This is a genomic window from Geobacter psychrophilus, assembly GCF_056821595.1.
Genome location: NZ_JBXDTU010000004.1, coordinates 1498663 through 1515661, shown reverse-complemented (window position 1 = coordinate 1515661; position 16999 = coordinate 1498663). Strand labels below are relative to the sequence as shown.

General features: G+C 54.7%; 19 protein-coding genes. All 19 read left to right on the top strand.

Annotated features, from left to right (window positions below; genetic code table 11):
- Positions 1–11 precede the first annotated feature (11 nt).
- The 19 genes from ACOCF6_RS09365 (at position 12) to flgA (ending at position 16848) form a co-directional block, all read left to right on the top strand.
- Entirely contained in the window at positions 12–1808 is a 1797-nt protein-coding gene (locus ACOCF6_RS09365; protein WP_482460120.1) for a flagellar hook-length control protein FliK, read from the top strand.
- Between the two features lie 16 nt (positions 1809–1824).
- Entirely contained in the window at positions 1825–2490 is a 666-nt protein-coding gene (locus ACOCF6_RS09360; RefSeq protein ID WP_482460119.1) for a flagellar hook assembly protein FlgD, read from the top strand.
- A 3-nt stretch (positions 2491–2493) separates the two neighbouring features.
- Positions 2494–2880: a TIGR02530 family flagellar biosynthesis protein gene (locus tag ACOCF6_RS09355; protein ID WP_482460118.1), complete on the top strand. Its 387-nt coding sequence runs from the start codon at positions 2494–2496 to the stop codon at positions 2878–2880.
- Between the two features lie 100 nt (positions 2881–2980).
- Entirely contained in the window at positions 2981–3868 is an 888-nt protein-coding gene (locus ACOCF6_RS09350) for a flagellar hook-basal body protein (RefSeq protein ID WP_482460117.1), read from the top strand.
- Between the two features lie 154 nt (positions 3869–4022).
- On the top strand, positions 4023–4583 hold the full coding sequence (locus ACOCF6_RS09345; protein ID WP_482460116.1) for a flagellar basal body-associated FliL family protein: 561 nt from the start codon (positions 4023–4025) through the stop codon (positions 4581–4583).
- A gap of 20 nt (positions 4584–4603) precedes the next feature.
- Entirely contained in the window at positions 4604–5590 is a 987-nt protein-coding gene (gene fliM, locus ACOCF6_RS09340; protein WP_482460115.1) for a flagellar motor switch protein FliM, read from the top strand.
- A gap of 10 nt (positions 5591–5600) precedes the next feature.
- Complete coding sequence (fliN, locus tag ACOCF6_RS09335; RefSeq protein WP_482463312.1) at positions 5601–5882, top strand: flagellar motor switch protein FliN; 282 nt, start codon at positions 5601–5603, stop codon at positions 5880–5882.
- Positions 5879–6283 carry a FliO/MopB family protein gene (locus tag ACOCF6_RS09330; protein ID WP_482460114.1) on the top strand — a complete coding sequence of 135 codons (405 nt, stop codon included), beginning with the start codon at positions 5879–5881 and terminating at the stop codon, positions 6281–6283. Before fliN ends, ACOCF6_RS09330 begins: the two co-directional genes overlap by 4 nt.
- A gap of 23 nt (positions 6284–6306) precedes the next feature.
- The gene (gene fliP, locus ACOCF6_RS09325; protein ID WP_482460113.1) at positions 6307–7071 is read left to right on the top strand and encodes a flagellar type III secretion system pore protein FliP; all 765 of its coding nucleotides are present in this window, start codon (positions 6307–6309) and stop codon (positions 7069–7071) included.
- Between the two features lie 16 nt (positions 7072–7087).
- Positions 7088–7357: a flagellar biosynthesis protein FliQ gene (fliQ, locus tag ACOCF6_RS09320; protein WP_482460112.1), complete on the top strand. Its 270-nt coding sequence runs from the start codon at positions 7088–7090 to the stop codon at positions 7355–7357.
- A gap of 4 nt (positions 7358–7361) precedes the next feature.
- A complete protein-coding gene (fliR, locus tag ACOCF6_RS09315; protein WP_482460111.1) occupies positions 7362–8156 on the top strand; it encodes a flagellar biosynthetic protein FliR in 795 nt (264 codons plus the stop codon).
- 3 nt (positions 8157–8159) lie between these two features.
- Positions 8160–9230: a flagellar biosynthesis protein FlhB gene (flhB, locus tag ACOCF6_RS09310; protein WP_482463310.1), complete on the top strand. Its 1071-nt coding sequence runs from the start codon at positions 8160–8162 to the stop codon at positions 9228–9230.
- Positions 9231–9440: 210 nt separating this feature from the next.
- On the top strand, positions 9441–11525 hold the full coding sequence (gene flhA, locus ACOCF6_RS09305) for a flagellar biosynthesis protein FlhA (protein WP_482460110.1): 2085 nt from the start codon (positions 9441–9443) through the stop codon (positions 11523–11525).
- Positions 11515–12849, top strand: coding sequence for a flagellar biosynthesis GTPase FlhF (flhF, locus tag ACOCF6_RS09300; protein WP_482460109.1), 1335 nt, complete (start codon positions 11515–11517; stop codon positions 12847–12849). Before flhA ends, flhF begins: the two co-directional genes overlap by 11 nt.
- A complete protein-coding gene (locus tag ACOCF6_RS09295; RefSeq protein WP_482460108.1) occupies positions 12846–13769 on the top strand; it encodes a MinD/ParA family protein in 924 nt (307 codons plus the stop codon). The genes flhF and ACOCF6_RS09295 overlap by 4 nt, the downstream gene beginning before the upstream one ends.
- Positions 13770–13774: 5 nt before the next feature.
- The gene (locus ACOCF6_RS09290) at positions 13775–14554 is read left to right on the top strand and encodes a FliA/WhiG family RNA polymerase sigma factor (protein WP_482460107.1); all 780 of its coding nucleotides are present in this window, start codon (positions 13775–13777) and stop codon (positions 14552–14554) included.
- A 13-nt stretch (positions 14555–14567) separates the two neighbouring features.
- Positions 14568–15302 (top strand): flagellar basal-body rod protein FlgF, encoded by a 735-nt coding sequence (gene flgF / locus ACOCF6_RS09285; protein ID WP_482460106.1) that lies wholly within the window; start codon positions 14568–14570, stop codon positions 15300–15302.
- A 28-nt stretch (positions 15303–15330) separates the two neighbouring features.
- Entirely contained in the window at positions 15331–16119 is a 789-nt protein-coding gene (flgG, locus tag ACOCF6_RS09280; RefSeq protein WP_482460105.1) for a flagellar basal-body rod protein FlgG, read from the top strand.
- A 15-nt stretch (positions 16120–16134) separates the two neighbouring features.
- Positions 16135–16848, top strand: a complete 714-nt coding sequence (gene flgA, locus ACOCF6_RS09275; protein ID WP_482460104.1) for a flagellar basal body P-ring formation chaperone FlgA — start codon at positions 16135–16137, stop codon at positions 16846–16848.
- The last annotated feature ends 151 nt before the right edge of the window (positions 16849–16999 follow it).

Genomic DNA, 16999 nt, shown 5'->3' with positions numbered 1-16999 from the left:
AGGTGAAAAAAATGGAAACAGGACAGATGATAGCAGTAACGCCACAGATGCCGGTTGCTGTGTCCGCACCCCAGACCGGAGAGGCCGTTGTCGCGACTGATCAGGGCGGAGGTGCTTTTGAAGGGCTGTTGCAGGGTATGTCGATGCAGAAGATCAAGGCTGCAACAGTGGGCAATGCAGTGCCCCTGAGGGCATTTGGGCAGATGGTCGTGCCGGAAATGAGCAGTGACGCCATGACGGCCTTATTGACAACCTCAGACAGTAACGAACAGCAGGTGACACCAGTTCAGGCTGATGCAGCCGAAGAAGTCCCCGATACATACCCTCTTCAGGAGAGTACCGGTACCGAATCACAGAATGTGATGCCGGATGTGAACGGGTCCCAGCTTGCCCTGCTGCTGGCCCAGCTGAACGGCAGAATGCCGGAGACAGTCGCCACAACAGGAAGCCGGATAGAATGTCCGCAAGAGAGACCGCACACAATCAGCAGTAACATGACAGCGCTAGACAGTACTGTTCCGGCGCAGATCAGAAGAGATGCCCCCGTCGCGCAGGTCGCAGCAGCGGCCCTCCCCCGGGTACCGGAGACAACGATTGTAACAGCCGGAACATCATCGATGTTCAATCCGCCAGCCGGAAATAAGGTTGCAGTTTCAGCAGCTCAGACTGGTACAGCAGTCACAGAAGGTGACAGGCGCGTAGCTGGAGTTGCTGTGCAGGTGCGGGATTCTGTGCGGATTGCCCCTGAAATGCAAAGGCAGCAAGAGACGTTGATACTGCACCTGCCTGAAGCTGGTGACAAGCCGGATGCAGTGGCAACGCCAGACCTTCAACATGCAATAGCGGTCACTGGTAATAGCGATGGAACGGAAATCAGACTGTTTCAGTCGGAGAAACCGGAGATTCAAAGCCGTCCGGGAACAGTACCACCAACCCTGACAGCCACAAGGCCGATGCAGATTCAGGCGCAGGAAGATGAAAACATCAAGGCACCGGCACTGCTTCCGGATACGTCAGGACTGCCGGAACAGCCCGCCAAGGTGCGATCGGGCATTCCTCTCGCCTCGCTCTTGGCACCGGCAGCAGCAGTTGTTGCCGATGGTAAAACGGAGGCCGCGGTGAGTTCCGATGTCCGTGAAACGGTGACAACATCAAAGGTCGAACAGGTTGCTGCTGCGAAAATCAGTACTGCAGAGATTTCTGGAGAACAACTCTTCAGCAGCGAAGAAAATGCTACACCTGACCGCGGCATGAACGGAAGCTTCCCGTCGCATGCGCTTCACCAGCAGCTAAAATCGGAAAGCGCTCCAGCAATAAACACCGTTTCCGGGGCAACACTGAATGAAGCTTCCCGGGCGGCATTATCACCCGAACCGGTTGTACAGCAGGTAAAAGAACGTTTCGTGAATCACGATACAAAGCCGGGCAGCGAACAGATCGTGCTCAGGCTATCCCCGGAACATCTGGGTGAATTGAAGGTGAACCTGAACCTTGATGGGCAGCGATTGAAGGTTGAGATTGTCGCCGAGAACAGGATGGTGCGCGACTCCCTCATGCAACATACGGACGCACTCAAAGAGTCGCTATCCCGGCAGAATATCAAAATGGAGTCGTTTGAGGTAACAACGGGCGGCCATGGCTCAACTGATAACGGTCGCGGCCAGGGAGACTGGCGCGAGCTTGCCCAGCAGAGACAGAACAACGCCTGGATGCCGGACGGTGGCTATCGTGTGGCACAACAGGTGGAACCCGCTCTCGCCGCATATCAGCTGAAATCAGAACACACGATGGTTGATCTTCATTTCTGAAAGCGAGGTGATGCAGATGGTAACATCAGGCGTAACATCAACAACCGACACAACTGCAGCAGCCGCTGCCATGAAAAAATCGGTGGGAATGAACAAGGATGATTTCATGAAGCTGTTCATTGCCCAGCTGCAATACCAGGACCCTCTGAAACCTCAGGATCCCAGCGCGATGCTGGACCAGCTTTCCCAGCTTTCACTGGTCGAACAGTCATATAACACCAACACAACCCTCAGTAACTTGCTGGCGGCCCAGAATAACTCAATCACAATGAATTCTGTTTCGTTCATCGGCAAGGACGTTAAGGCATATGGAAATGCCGTCACGTTTGGCGGTGCGACACCGGTTTCATTGCAGTATGGACTTACAGAGGCGGCAACTTCTGGAACCGTCACTATTTCTGATGCAGCTGGAAACACCGTCAGAACCGTTGCGCTCGGGGCGCAAACAGCAGGAGATTCCACCTTTGCCTGGGATGGCCGCGACAACAACGGTGCTCTGCTCCCGGCCGGGGCCTACCGTTTCAAGGTAGACGCAATTTCAGCCAACGGAAGCGCCATGGCTGCAACCACCTACACCACGGGGCGCATTGATGGGGTCACCTTTGCCAACGGCATACCGATGTTGACGATCGGTGAAACATCAGTCGCGTTGGCGGATCTTATCAGCGTATTGGGGGCTTGACGGATGATCGATCCTATTTTAATTCCCAACCCCGTACAGCCGTCCAGAACGGACCGGCCGATTCCGCAAAAACCGGCCACAAGACCGGTATCCGAGTCTCCCTTTGCCCAGGTACTGGATCAAAAACTCCCGTCCCAAGGGGTGAAGTTTTCACAGCACGCCCAGGACAGGCTCAAGGCACGCAATATAAACCTGTCTACCAACGACCTTGCCAGACTGGAAGGAGCAGTCAACAGCGTTGCCCAGAAGGGTGGCAAAGAATCGCTGGTGATGGTGGGTGATGCGGCCCTGGTGGTCAGTATCAAGAACCGGACCGTGGTGACTGCCATGGATCGGGCCCAGATGCAGGGCAATGTGTTTACCAATATCGATTCTGCCGTAATTATCTGAACATGAAAAAGGGCTGGTCCTCCGAGAGGAAGCCCTCGAAACGCCGATCGATTGACGCGTTTCACACACAACTCTCTCACTCGTACAAGGAGGCATTACCATGAGTATCACATCTGCAATGTTTACCGGTGTCACCGGCCTGCTGGCCAACGCTGAAGGTATCAACGTTATCGGCAACAACCTCGCCAACGTCAACACGATCGGTTTCAAAAGCGGCCGCATGCTTTTTTCCGACATGCTCTCGACCAACATCGGCAACAGTTCCCAGATCGGTCGCGGTGTTCAGATCCAGAAGGTTGATAACGTCTTTGGGCAGGGTTCGTTTGAAACCACCGAGCTTGTTTCAGACCTTGCCCTGCAGGGCAACAGTTTCTTTGCGTTGGGCAGGCCGGGTGGCAATGCAAACATTGCCGCCCAATCCGGCTCGTATCTGACCCGTGCCGGCGCTTTCAGGGTCGATGGCAGCTCCCATCTGGTCAATCCTGACGGGTATCAGGTGTTGGACACAAATGGAGACCCGATCCTTTTTCAGTCCACACCCGTAGGCGGTACCCCGGTTGCCGGTGATTTCGCCAAGATCACCAAAATCGACAGTACCGGGTTGATCACCTATGTGGATGCGCTTGGAACTCCGTACTATTACAACGGAACAGGGGCTGGTATCGTGACATCGGGTGGAGTTCCTGCTGCGCCATTCAAGATTGCGGTGATCAATCCCCCCAATCCGGGTGCCCTGGATAAAATCGGCGGAACGTTGTTCCAGTATACTCCAGAAACAGGCATCTCAACCGCAGCCTTCACCTATGCAACAAATGCAGCCAATGGCACTACCGAAAAGATATATTCCAACTCACTGGAGCAGAGCAACGTGGATATGGCCGGGCAGTTCGTCAAGATGATCCTGACGCAGCGGGCTTATTCCGCCAACTCCAAGACCATTACTACGGCCGATGAGATGACCCAGGAGGTTCTGAATCTCAAACGCTAATCCTCGCTGACATGTAATATCGGAACGGAGGCGTATCCACGCTGTGCGGATACGCCTCCGCAGCCGTTTAATTGGTTGCAATAACGGTAAAATAGTTCTAAATAATGCGTTACTAATCCATTCATTGAAATCAGTTTCCATGCGGAGGAATGACATGGCCAAGGACGAGCAGGCGGCAGCCGAACAACCCGAAGCTGGGGGCGGCAGCAAGAAGAAGCTGTTTATAATCATCGGCGCTGCCGTAGGTGTGGCCGCAATCCTGGCTGTTGTCTTTATGATGATGGGCAAGGGTGGCAAGAAAGCGGAGAAAAAAGAGGGGGCTGAAGCAACGACCGAAGCCAAGGCTGAAGGCGGCGCTCACGGTGCTGCAGCGCCAAAAGCTGAAGGCGGGGCTCCGGGCGCCGCAGTTGGTGCAGCGAATATTTTTCCGCTGGAGCCTTTTATCGTCAATATCTATGATGGTCAGGAGTTGCGGTATCTGAAGGTCAAGGTTGAACTGGAAATGGCGGGAGTTGGGATCAAGGCAGAATTGGACAGTCGCTTGGCGCCGATTCGTGACGCGATCCTGGTCCTTTTGAGCACCAAGACCCTGCAGGACATTCAGGATATCCAGGGCAAAAACCAGTTAAAGGATGAGATCCTGTCATCGATTAACAAGATCATACCTCCCGGCAAGATTGCCAAAATATATTTCACCGATTTTGTTGTTCAATAGCGTGTGCACCCCAGGCTGATATGGAAAAGATTCTCACCAAAGCAGAGATCGAAGCGCTTCTCAATGCGGTCTTCGACGGCCGGATAGAACCTGAAAAGGAACTGTCCAAGACCGAGGGTATGGTAGTTGCCTACGATCTCTTCAACACCGAGGCCCATAAAGGGTTTGTTCCGAATCTTGATATCATTTACGACAGCTTTATCCGCTACAGTCGGGTCAACCTGTCCAATCGCCTGCGGAAGGTAGTGGAAATCAAGAAGGTCGGGGCCCGGTCGTATAAATTCGATGATTTTCTCCAGACGCTGCCCTCCCCGGTCTGTATGGCCATCTTCAAGATCGAGCCGCTCAAGGGCGCAGCCCTGATCTCCTTTGACAGCACCCTGGTACTTGCACTGGTGGACAGCCTGCTGGGCGGCACCGGTTCGTCAAAGGTATCCATGGCAAACCGGCTGTTTACATCGATCGAGCTGCGGCTGGTCGAGAAGATCGTCAAGGACATGCTTCAGGATCTGGAGAAGGCCTGGGCGCCGTTGTATGCCACACATATGAACCTGCTGCGCATGGAGATGAACCCGCGCCTGGTGAATATTGTTCCGCCTGAATACCAGATTGTCACCATGTCGCTCAAGATTCAGATCGAAGAGATCTCGGGCAATGTGGTGTTTGCGATCCCCTATATGACGATTGACCCGATCCGGGACAAACTCAAAGCGGGTATGCAGTTTGACTTGATGGCCATCGACCCGCAGTGGTCGTACCGGTTATCGGCGGGGTTACTGGAAGCGCCGCTCAATATTTCGGTTGAAATGGGCAATGCCGGCATATCCCTGCGAGAATTGCTGGATCTGGCGCCGGGTGACACGATCATGCTCGACAAAGCCTGCTCAAGCGAGATGACCATCAAGGTTGAAGGTGTCCCCAAGTACCTGGGGGTTCCGGGTATCCATCACGGCAATAAAGCGATACAGATCAGTAATTTTAGCGCTAAAGGGGGCAGCGGTGATTGACAAGCCTGATATGGTCGAGCAGGAACCTGATAAAAAAAATCTCGAATTCATACTTGATATACCCTTGCAGGTAACTGTCGAGTTGGGACGCACCAAGTTGTTGGTCAAGGATATTCTGCAGCTCAACCAGGGTGCCGTGATCGAACTGAGCAAGCTGGCCGGTGAACCGCTTGACATCTTTGTCAACTCAAAGCTGGTGGCGCGGGGCGAGGCGGTGGTGGTCAACGAAAAGTTCGGTGTACGTCTGGTTGATATTGTGAGTCCCAACGAGCGGGTGGAGAAGATCCTGTGAAGGGTGCGGTCTCCGTACTGCTCCTGCTACTGCCGTCCATCGCCTGTGCCGAAGGGAACACCAGCCAGGATTTCAGTTTTCTCTCCAGTCTACTCCAGATGTTTGCCGCACTGGCGATTGTCATCGGTCTGATACTCCTAACACGACATTTCTCAGGTAAAATTTTCAAGGTGCTTCCTGCCAACCGATTTGTTTCGAAACATATCCGTCTGGTAGAAACACGCTATATAGCGCCAAAGAAAAGCCTGCTGCTAGTCGAAGTCGGTGGTGAATACCTGCTGCTCTCCAGTTCAGGCGAAAACCTGACACTGATCAAACAGATCGACATGCTCGAAGAAATAGAGATAGTTGAGGATTGCGATGAAGAGCGCCGCGGATTTCTCGGTTTGTTTTCCCGCTGAAGTTTGCTGATGAAAGGTCTGTTATGCGTTTTATGATCCGTCACAGGTTATTGTTCTGGCTGCTGCCGCTTGTGCTGGTGCTGGTTGCCGCATCGGCCCAGGCCGAACCGGTTGCCATCCCCTCATTCAATTTCGGCGTGGGATCGTCGACCAAGCCGAATGACGTTGCAGTGACCATCCAGATTTTCCTGATGCTGACGATTCTGTCACTGGCACCGGGACTGCTGATCATGACCACCTCGTTCACCCGCATCGTGGTGGTGCTCTCATTCCTGCGCACGGCCATGGGCACTCAGCAGGCGCCCTCCAACCAGATCATCCTGGGGCTTTCGATGTTTCTGACCTTCTTCATCATGAATCCGGTCTGGAACCAGATCAACAAGGAGGCCTACCAGCCCTGGAAGGCCCAGCAGATCTCCCAGGAGCTGGCCATGGAGCGGGCAGTGCAGCCGCTACGGAAGTTCATGCTTTCCCAGACCCGGGAAAAGGATCTGGCGCTGTTTGTCAGTCTCTCCAAGCTACCGCGGCCCAAGAATGCCAATGATATCCCGACGCTGACCATCATCCCGGCCTTTATGATCTCGGAGCTGCGCACCGCTTTTCAGATCGGCTTTCTGATCTATATTCCCTTTATTGTTGTTGATATGGTGGTCGCATCGGTACTCATGTCCATGGGCATGATGATGCTGCCGCCGGTCATGATCTCGCTCCCCTTCAAGATCCTGTTGTTTGTCCTGGTTGATGGCTGGGGGCTGGTGATCAGCTCCCTTGTCAAGAGCTTCGGATGACAACCAGAGGTACCGTATGACTCCAGAACTGGTAGTACAACTTGCACGCCGCAGTTTCGAAGCGACGCTTCTGCTGGCGGCTCCGCTGCTGATATTCAGTCTGGTGGTGGGTCTGCTGATCAGCGTGTTCCAGGCGGTAACATCCATCAACGAGGCGACCCTGGCCTTCGCTCCCAAGATCATTGCCGTCATGGTTGCCATGATCATCTTTTTTCCCTGGATGATGACCTACATGAGCGACTTCACCCGGGAGATCTATTCCTTCATCGCCATCATGAGACGCTGATCGCATGTTTCCGCTGCTGCCTTTCCCTTCCCCGCGGGAGGTGATCTTTTTTGCACTGGTTCTCAGCCGCGTGGCGGGCATTTTTTCTGCAATACCGGTTTTCGGGGGGCGCACCGTACCGCTGAATATCAAGGTGATTATCATCATGATGGTCACCCTGGTTTGCTTTCCTGTTCTCAGCATCACCGCCCCGCAGGTGCCGACCGATGCTTTCACTCTGGCGCTGCTGGTGATGCGCGAGCTCATGGTGGGCATCACCCTGGGGTTCATTACCCGCATCATCTTTTCAGCAGTGGAGTTCAGTGGCCAGATCATCGGCATGCAGATGGGTTTCACCATTTCATCGATCATTGATCCGAGCCAGGGCACCCAGACCCAGATCATGTCCGTCATGCAGACCCTGTTGGCAACCCTGATGTTCCTCTCCATGAATATCCACCACCTGTTCATCCGTACAATCGTCGACAGTTTCCGCATCATCCCGCTGGGTGGCTGGCATCTCAATGCCGAAATCATCTCCTTCCTCGTCAAAGGCACGGCAGATATCTTTATTCTGGGTATCCGGCTGGCTGCGCCGGTCATGGTCGCCCTGCTGCTTACCAGTGTCACACTCGGCATCATGGCCCGCGCATTTCCGCAGATGAACATTTTCATGGTGAGTATGCCGCTTAACATCGGCATTGGTTTTATTGTGCTGGGCCTGACGCTGACGATCTTTTTCCACGTACTCACGACCGCGTTCGGATCCGTCAACGGGCAGATTGAAACCCTGTTCAGGTTGATGTCAAAGGGGGGATGACGCCTGGCCGACGGAGCGGATAAACATTCAAAAACCGAACAGCCCACCGGCAAACGGCTTGAGAAGGCACGGGAGGAGGGCGCACCACCCACGAGTGTCCTGATGACCTCGACCTTCACGCTCCTGGCCGGCATGATCTGTCTGTATGTCTTCGGCAGCTTCATGACAGCCAGCATCACAAAGCAGAGCGCGGAGATTCTGGGCTCGGTCGGAAGTTTCGAGATGACGGAAAAGAACGTCTACCTGCTGGTTCTCAAAACATTTCTGCTGATCGTGGTTGTGCTGGCGCCGCTGGTAGTGACGATCATTCTTACCTCCATTGTATCAAATGTGGTCCAGGACGGCGGCCGCTTCGAGTTCAGGTGGGAACGGCTCAGTGTTAAATTTAACAAGCTGAATCCGGTGAGCGGATTTGGCCGTCTCTTCAACAAGACAGCCCTGGTCGAGTTGCTCAAATCGTTTCTCAAGCTGCTCGTTATCGGTTTCATTGCCTACCGGGTACTGCGCGACGAAGCGCAGAACCTTACCTTCCTGGCCGAGGCCGATGTAGAGACGATCATCGCCTATATGGGGCATGTCGCTTTCAAAATTGTTATGCATACCTGCGGCATCATGCTGATTATCTCGATTCTCGACCTGATGTATGTCAAGTGGCAATATATCGACAACCTGAAGATGACCAAGCAGGAGGTCAAGGACGAGGGCAAGGAGCAGGAAAACCCCGAGATAAAGGGGCGGATCAAGAAGATGCAGTTCCAGACGGCTCGCCGCCGGATGACCAAGATCATCCCCACCGCAGATGTGGTTATAACCAATCCGACCCATTATGCCATTGCGCTCAAATACGACCGGCAACGGATGGCCGCTCCGGTGGTGATCGCCAAAGGGGCTGATGTCATGGCTCAGGCCATCAAGAAGATTGCCCAGGAGCACAGCATCACCATGGTGGAAAACCGCTTTCTTGCGCGAGAACTGTATGAACAGGTCGCGGAGAATGAAGCGATTCCCGAATCGCTGTATGCCGCAGTGGCCGAGATTCTGGCCTACGTATACCGCTTAAAGGGCAAGGTGTGAGTCAATAGTCTGACTCGATTCAATAGTTTGACTCCGGCACGTACTCCCTTGTTCAAAATCGAGGTGGCCAAGGGGCTGTCAAAGCACTGCTGGCGGCTGTTTGCGAAGGGTCACCTCGTGTAACGCCAATGAGTCCTCGCGGCATGAAAAATGCATACTTTCTGCTGATTTGCATGAAACCCGGAAAGTGCGGCGCTACGCAGGATTCCCATGGCTAACGGTACGGTTGAAGCGATAAAGTTGGGCGGTATAAGAAAAAACTCGGACATTTATGTCGCTGTAGCACTTATCGGTGTGCTGGCTCTGATGATCGTGCCGCTCCCGGCGTTCCTGCTGGATGTCTTTCTGGCCGCCAACCTGACCATATCACTGGCTATTCTGCTGGTCTGCCTCTACACAGTCCACCCGCTCGATTTTTCAGTATTCCCGTCGATCCTTCTGGTAACGACCCTTTTCCGCCTGGCGCTCAACATTGCTTCCACCCGTTTGATCCTGATGCATGGCAGCGAGGGGGTCGAGGCGGCGGGCGCCGTCATCAAGGCCTTCGGCTCGTTCGTCGTCGGCGGCAACTATGTCGTCGGAGCGGTGCTGTTCCTGATCCTGGTGATCATCAATTTTGTCGTCATCACCAAGGGCGCGGGGCGTGTGGCCGAGGTTCAGGCCCGCTTTACCCTGGATGCCATGCCGGGTAAACAGATGGCTATTGACGCGGATCTGTCGGCCGGCATGATCACCGAAAAAGAGGCCCGGTCCCGTCGTATCAAGATATCTCGCGAAGCCGATTTCTACGGTTCCATGGACGGTGCCAGCAAGTTCGTCCGCGGGGATGCCGTGGCCGGTATCCTGATCGTGATGGTCAATATATTCGGCGGCCTGATCATCGGTATTTTTCAGCAGGGCATGCCGATTCAGGCCGCACTGACCAACTACACCCTGCTGACCATCGGCGAGGGGCTGGTGGCACAGCTGCCGGCCCTGATCATCTCTGTTGCTGCAGGCATCATCGTAACCCGTTCCGCCGATGACGATAATTTCGGTAACGCCATCACCGGACAGTTTATGAATTACCCCAAGGCCTTTTATGTGTCCTCCGGGGTTCTGTTCGTGTTCGCCATGATACCCGGTCTGCCTCATTTTGCCTTTTTCCTGCTCTCCGGAGTGGCGTTTCTGATGGCCAAAATGGCCCGGGAGAAGACAGAGGTTGTAGAAGAGTTGGCCCAGCCTGAAGCAGGCGCCGGAGAGGAATCGCTTGACGGTGCTTCCTCTATCCGGCCGCTGGATGTATTGGAATTGGAGGTGGGCTACGGATTGGTGCCGATGGTGGATGCCTCCCAGAATGGCGAGCTGTTGGAGAGGATCCGTTCGATCCGCCGTCAGTTTGCCCAGAAAATGGGTTTCATCGTCCCGCCGATTCACATTCACGATAATCTGCAGCTCAAACCTTACGAATACAACCTTCTGATCCGGGGAGCCCGCGTGGGCGGGAGCGAGCTGACCGGCCAGTATCTGGCCATGGATTCTGGTGCGGTAACCTTCCGCTTGCCGGGTACAGCTACTAAAGAGCCGGTTTTCGGACTGCCGGCGGTCTGGATCGGGGCAAACGATCGCGATCAGGCACAGGTTAACGGCTATACGGTGGTCGACAGCACGACGGTGATTGCCACCCATATCAGCGAGGTGATCAAGCGCTATTCCCACGAGCTGGTGGGGCGCCAGGAGATGCAGCAGCTGCTGGACAATGTTGCCGTCAGCGCACCCAAGGTGGTCGAAGAGCTTATCCCGAACCTGCTTAATCTCGGGACGGTATTGCGGGTCGTCAAGAACCTGCTCAAGGAAGGGGTTTCCATCCGCGACATGCGCACCATTCTGGAAACCATGGCGGATTATGCCTCACTCAGCAAAGATCCGGATGTACTGACAGAGTTTGTCCGTCAGGGCTTGGGGCGTTTCATCGTCGACCAGTACAAGCTGGAGGACGATACCCTCTGCCTGGTGACCCTGGACCGGGAGATCGAGGACGTCATCGCCGAAGCGATCCAGCCCTCGGACCAGGGCAGCTTTCTGGCCATTGAACCCAATACCGCCCAGCAGATTATCACCATGATCCGCTCCATGGCCGATCGTTTCAACGTGAGTGGTGCCCAGCCGGTGTTGCTGGCCTCACCTTCTATCCGCCGGCATGTCCGCAAGCTGATCGAGCGTTTCGTGCCGCATATGGCGGTCCTGTCGCACAATGAAATTCCACAGAATGTCAAAATCCAGTCACTAGGGGTGGTAAGCATCAATGCTGGTTAAAACCTTTCAGGCAGCAAGCATGGCTGAGGCCTTGCGCATGGTAAAGGCCGAACTCGGGCCGGACGCCATGATACTTTCGACAAAAAAGGAAAAAACCGGAGGCATTCTCGGTTTTTTCAGTAAACCGGTTTACCGGGTGACGGCAGCCATTGACCCGGTCCGGTCACCGGCGCCGGTCGCTGTCCCGCCAGCTCCCTATCGTGAGCGTCCGGAACGTGAGAAGACGGCCAAGGAGGAGATGGAGAGTTCCATGCTGGCGCCTCTGGCCCGGGAGCTCAAGGATTTGCGGGAAAAAGTTGAGGCGCTTTCCCGGCGGGAAGAGGAGATGCGCCGGGAAGAAAAACCGGACGATGAAGAAAAGGCGGCCAACAGCCAGGAGACCGGATTCAGTCTGAAAAATATACCGCGGGCGGATCTGGAGGAGATCAAAAAGCTGCTGCTCAATACGCTGGCCAAGAGCCAGGAGGGGGGCGTGCGGACGGTGCAGTGGCCCAATGCTGCCGATAGTACCTCTCTGCAGGGCCAGACCGGAGAGGAGCTGTTGCCGGAAGATTCGCCGCTGGCCCAGGAATTGGTCAAGAGCGGCGTATCCACCGAGCTGATCCGGAAAATACTTGATACCCTTACCACCCTGCCGGTCGAGGGGGGCAATCAGACGCTCAAGAGCCGTCTGGGAGAAACGCTGGGCAAGTTGATCAAATTTGCCGGCACGCTCAAACTGCGGAAGAATTCACCCCGGATAGTTGCCCTGGTTGGTCCGACCGGGGTCGGCAAGACGACGACTACCGCCAAGCTGGCCGCCATGTATGCCCTCAATCGCGGCAACAAGGTGGCGCTGATTACCATGGATATCTTCCGCGTCGGTGCGGTAGAGCAGCTGAAAACCTATTCCCGGATCATGGGGATTCCGCTGGAGGTGGCCTCCACGCCCAAGGAGCTGGAAAAGGCGGTGGAAAAACACTCGGCCTGCGATCTGATTTTCATCGATACGGCTGGTCGCAGTCACAAGGACAAGGAAAAGCTCGATGAAATGAAAAATTTCCTCGACAACAAAATTCCGATCGAAGTCTATCTCTGCCTTTCGGCCACGACCAAGGATCGCGAATTGGAGGAAATTCTCAGCCGCTTCCGTATCTTCCCGATCAGCAAGGTTGTTTTCACCAAAATAGATGAATGTGAAAGTTTCGGAAACATGGTCAATCTGTTGATGAAGGATAACCTGCAGATAGCCTATTTTACGACTGGTCAGCGGGTGCCCGAGGATATCGAGGTGGCTACGTCGGCCAAGTTGGCGGACATGATTCTGCGGGAGGCATCTGAATGAGTGCGGTAAAGGGAACGGGAGATCAGGCGGATACCCTGCGACAGATGGCACGGGACGCCAAGATGCATCATCAGGCTGAAAATGCCCAGGGAGGGCTTTCTGATCAGCAGGGCATCCGTGTCATTTCCGTTACGAGCGGCAAGGGGGGTGTGGGAAAAAGCAATGTGGTCTCCAATCTGGCGATTGCCCTGTCGGCTCAAGGAAAGAAGGTGCTGCTGATCGACGCCGATCTTGGGCTGGGAAACCTGGATGTGCTCTTGGGGCTGTCGCCGGTCTACAACCTGAACCATGTGCTGAACGGTGAGAAGAGTCTCTCAGAAATCCTGATCGACGGCCCGGCCGGCATCAAGATCATTCCGGCCGGCTCCGGAGTCCAGGAGTTTACCAGTCTCGGTCAGCACGAAAAGCTCAAGCTGCTGGATGAACTGGATATGCTGGAAGAGCAGTTCGACATCATGATCGTGGATACGGAAGCGGGCATCTCTGAAAACGTAACCTATTTTACCGTGGCCGCCCAGGAGATCATCGTAGTGGTGACCCCGGAACCAACCTCTATCACCGATGTGTATGCGCTGATCAAGCTCCTGGCAACGCGCTATTCCGAACATCATTTCAAGGTGCTGGTCAATATGGCCAAGGACAGTGAAGATGCCCTGGAGGTTTTCCGCAAGCTGGCAAATGTTGCCGGTCGTTTTCTGGACATATCCCTGGATTACCTGGGCTGCGTGGTCAAGGACGATAAGGTGGTTGAAGCGGTCAAGCGCCAGAAGGCTGTCACCGAACTCTTTCCCGATTCCGAAGCGGCCACCTGTTTTGCCACCTTGGCCAAGCGGGTGATCGAAAACACCCGCAAGACCAGATTGAAGGGCAATATACAGTTTTTCTTCCGCCGCTTTCTTGACCACCCGGCAGGGGGATAGACCACATGTCCGAACGCCTTCCTGATCGCAGGGTAAAGGATTCTGCACGTCGCGATGCCATGCGCCGAGCAGGGGACTCGGCTAAACGCGATGCCATGATTGTGGAGCATATGCCGCTGGTCAAATACCTGGTTGGTCGGATCGTTCCGCAACTCCCGCCTCATCTTGATCCGCAGGATCTGATCAGTGCCGCAACGGTTGGCCTGATAAATGCAGCTGATCGTTTTGACCCCGATCGGGGCGCGCTCTTTAAAACCTTTGCGGAACAGCATGTCCGCGGCGCCATTATTGACGAGCTCCGCTCCTATGATGTCCTCAGTCGTTCGATGCGCGAGAAATACAAACGTCTCGAACGGGAGGTGCTTCACCTGGAGCACCAGTTGGGCCGCAATCCCAGCTGCCAGGAGGTGGCCGACGCACTGAAGATCGGGATTGACGAGTATTATGCCATCCTGGATGACGTGCATGTCTTTACCTTCATCAGTATTGATGACAGCTGGGAGGACGCCGAAGGTTCACCGCTCTGTCTTGCGGAGGTGCTGAGCGAGAGCGAGGCAATGAGCCCGCAGCAGCAGGTGATGAAGATGCAGCTGGTCGAGGCCCTGGGGCGGGCCATCGAAACCCTGCCGGAAAAGGAACGTTTGGCGGTAACGCTGTATTACAGCGAGGATTTTAATCTCAAGGAAATCGGTGAAGTGCTCGGATTGACGGAGTCACGGATTTCACAACTCCTCAGCCAGGCCATGGTCAGGCTGAGGGGCAGACTCAAACTGCACAAAAACTAGAGGGGTACCCATCATGAACAGCGGTATGTATTCGGCACTTTCAGGCAATCTGGCAGCCATGAAACGTATGGATATAATCAGCAATAATCTGGCTAACGTCAATACCCCCGGGTTCAAGAAAGATAAAGTGACCTTCGAGGGCTTGCTGGCGAGTGCCACGACTCCTCCCAGGGTGCCGCAGTCCACCACAGCCGACCCGATCCTGCAGAAGGACAATATTTTCATTGATTATGCTGCCGGTCCGGTGGCACAGACCGGAAACCCGTTTGATATGGCGATCGATGGTGATGGCTTCTTTGTGGTTGCTACACCCGATGGTCCGGCCTACACCCGGCAGGGGAACTTTCGCGTGTCTGCCGATGGTTCCCTGGTAACGGTCGATGGTTTTCCCGTGCAGGGGCAGGGTGGTCCGATCAGTGTCAGCGGAAGCAGGATCGAGATCGATGCCAAAGGGGTCGTGACCGTTGACGGCATTGAATCAGGTACCATCAGCATGGTTGATTTCCCTAAACCGTATGCATTGACCAAAACCGGCAGTGCCCTGTTCGTACCGACGGATGCCGCAACAGTACCGCAGCCGGCCACCGGCGGACTTCGGCAGGCGCATCTGGAGGGGTCCAATGTTGAGACGATCACCGAGATGGTGCAGATGATCGAAAACAGCCGCTATTATGACGCCTGCCAGCGTACGATCCTGAGTTTTAATGACATGACCAGCAAGGCAGCCAATGAGCTGGGTCGGTTATAACAGTCAAACATAGTAAAAGGAGTACACCATGATACGAGCACTTTGGACAGCAGCCTCAGGGATGCAGGCGCAACAAAAAAGCATTGATGTGGTCGCCCATAACCTGGCTAACGTCAATACCTCCGGCTTCAAAAAAAGCCGGGCGGATTTTCAGGACCTGATGTATCAGAACCTGAAAAGCAGCGGGGCGCCTTCAACCAACTCGACACAGGTTCCCACAGGCATCCAGATCGGTCTCGGTTCACGTCTGGCATCGGTCACCAAGCTGTTTACCGCAGGCGATTTTACCCAGACCGGCAATGAACTGGATGTGGCCATTGAAGGCGACGGTTTCTACCAGATTCAGCTTCCCGATGGAACTACCGGTTACAGTCGCTCAGGGGCTTTCAAAAAGGACAGTACCGGGCGGATGGTGACCCCGGACGGCTATCCCCTGCTTCCGGAGATCGTCATCCCGAGCAATGCTACCAAGGTCAACATCGGTAATGATGGTACCGTATCGGTTCAGCAGGCTGGACAGAATACCACGACCAGCGTGGGCAACATTCAGCTGGCATCTTTTGCCAATCCGTCCGGGCTTTCGGCCCAGGGCAAGAACCTGTTTATTCCGACCGATGCTTCCGGAACCGCTACGACCGGCACCCCGACGCAAAACGGACTCGGTTCTCTGGCCCAGGGCATGCTGGAGATGAGCAATGTCAACGTTGCTGAGGAAATGGTCAACATGATCGTCGGTCAAAGGGCCTATGAAATCAACTCCAAGGCCGTTACCGCATCGGACGAGATGCTGCAGACGGCCAACAACCTGAAACGATAGGCCGGCAAGGTCGCTATGCACCGTTTTTTTGTATTCATCATGTGTATGCTGCTGTTTCCGCTGTTGCTGGGGGCGCAGAACCGGCCTGCCCAAATGCGGGAGGCCGAGATTCGTGCGGCGGTTGAGACGTACGTTCAGCAGAAAACAGCCGGTCTGGGTTATGAGATTCGTATCAAGCGGCTTACTGTCAACAGTGGCTCGGCTGTCTTGCCGGAAGGCCGACTGGAGTACGAAATAGTCGCACCCCAGCAGTGGGAAGGATGGGGCAGTACCAGTCTGGCCGTGATTGTACGGCAGAACGAGCGGGTGCTGCGCAACATCCCCGGGCGGGTTGAGGTAGAGGCACTGGCGGAAATGGCTGTTGCAGCCCGTCAGATTGATCATGGCACAGTTATCACTGCCGGAGATGTGGCCCTTAAGAAACTGGATGTGTCCGCTTCCCAGGGGCATTACCTGGGCAACCTTTCAGACGTGGTGGGGAAAAAGGCACGCAGCACCATCCGTCCGAATAGCCCCTTCAAGCCGGAACAACTCGAAAAGGTGGCACTGATCAAATCCGGGCAGATCGTTACCATCGTGGCGGAAAATGAGCGCATCCGCGTGACATTAACCGGCAAGGCCAAGAGTGCCGGTGCTGAAGGTGATATGATCAACGTCCAGAACATGAATTCACTCAAGGAATTCCCGGCTCGGGTTGTTGACGCCACAACGGTCATGGTCGCATTTTAGTGCGGTAGAAATTATTGCTGCGTCTTTTGCAGAAATAATTTCGTGAGCGCACTTATCCTGCGAAGCAGGGCTAGAAGGTAGAAATTATTGCTGCGTCTTTTGCAGAAATAATTTCGTGAGCGCACTTATCCTGCGAAGCAGGGCTAGAAGG

Excerpts from the sequence above, each read along its gene's own strand:
- ACOCF6_RS09365 (WP_482460120.1), top strand. The coding sequence starts at position 12 with ATGGAAACAGGACAGATGATAGCAGTAACGCCACAGATGCCGGTTGCT.
- ACOCF6_RS09360 (WP_482460119.1), top strand. The coding sequence starts at position 1,825 with ATGGTAACATCAGGCGTAACATCAACAACCGACACAACTGCAGCAGCC.
- ACOCF6_RS09355 (WP_482460118.1), top strand. The coding sequence starts at position 2,494 with ATGATCGATCCTATTTTAATTCCCAACCCCGTACAGCCGTCCAGAACG.
- ACOCF6_RS09350 (WP_482460117.1), top strand. The coding sequence starts at position 2,981 with ATGAGTATCACATCTGCAATGTTTACCGGTGTCACCGGCCTGCTGGCC.
- ACOCF6_RS09345 (WP_482460116.1), top strand. The coding sequence starts at position 4,023 with ATGGCCAAGGACGAGCAGGCGGCAGCCGAACAACCCGAAGCTGGGGGC.
- fliM (WP_482460115.1), top strand. The coding sequence starts at position 4,604 with ATGGAAAAGATTCTCACCAAAGCAGAGATCGAAGCGCTTCTCAATGCG.
- fliN (WP_482463312.1), top strand. The coding sequence starts at position 5,601 with ATGGTCGAGCAGGAACCTGATAAAAAAAATCTCGAATTCATACTTGAT.
- fliP (WP_482460113.1), top strand. The coding sequence starts at position 6,307 with ATGCGTTTTATGATCCGTCACAGGTTATTGTTCTGGCTGCTGCCGCTT.
- fliQ (WP_482460112.1), top strand. The coding sequence starts at position 7,088 with ATGACTCCAGAACTGGTAGTACAACTTGCACGCCGCAGTTTCGAAGCG.
- fliR (WP_482460111.1), top strand. The coding sequence starts at position 7,362 with ATGTTTCCGCTGCTGCCTTTCCCTTCCCCGCGGGAGGTGATCTTTTTT.
- flhA (WP_482460110.1), top strand. The coding sequence starts at position 9,441 with ATGGCTAACGGTACGGTTGAAGCGATAAAGTTGGGCGGTATAAGAAAA.
- flhF (WP_482460109.1), top strand. The coding sequence starts at position 11,515 with ATGCTGGTTAAAACCTTTCAGGCAGCAAGCATGGCTGAGGCCTTGCGC.
- ACOCF6_RS09295 (WP_482460108.1), top strand. The coding sequence starts at position 12,846 with ATGAGTGCGGTAAAGGGAACGGGAGATCAGGCGGATACCCTGCGACAG.
- ACOCF6_RS09290 (WP_482460107.1), top strand. The coding sequence starts at position 13,775 with ATGTCCGAACGCCTTCCTGATCGCAGGGTAAAGGATTCTGCACGTCGC.
- flgF (WP_482460106.1), top strand. The coding sequence starts at position 14,568 with ATGAACAGCGGTATGTATTCGGCACTTTCAGGCAATCTGGCAGCCATG.
- flgG (WP_482460105.1), top strand. The coding sequence starts at position 15,331 with ATGATACGAGCACTTTGGACAGCAGCCTCAGGGATGCAGGCGCAACAA.
- flgA (WP_482460104.1), top strand. The coding sequence starts at position 16,135 with ATGCACCGTTTTTTTGTATTCATCATGTGTATGCTGCTGTTTCCGCTG.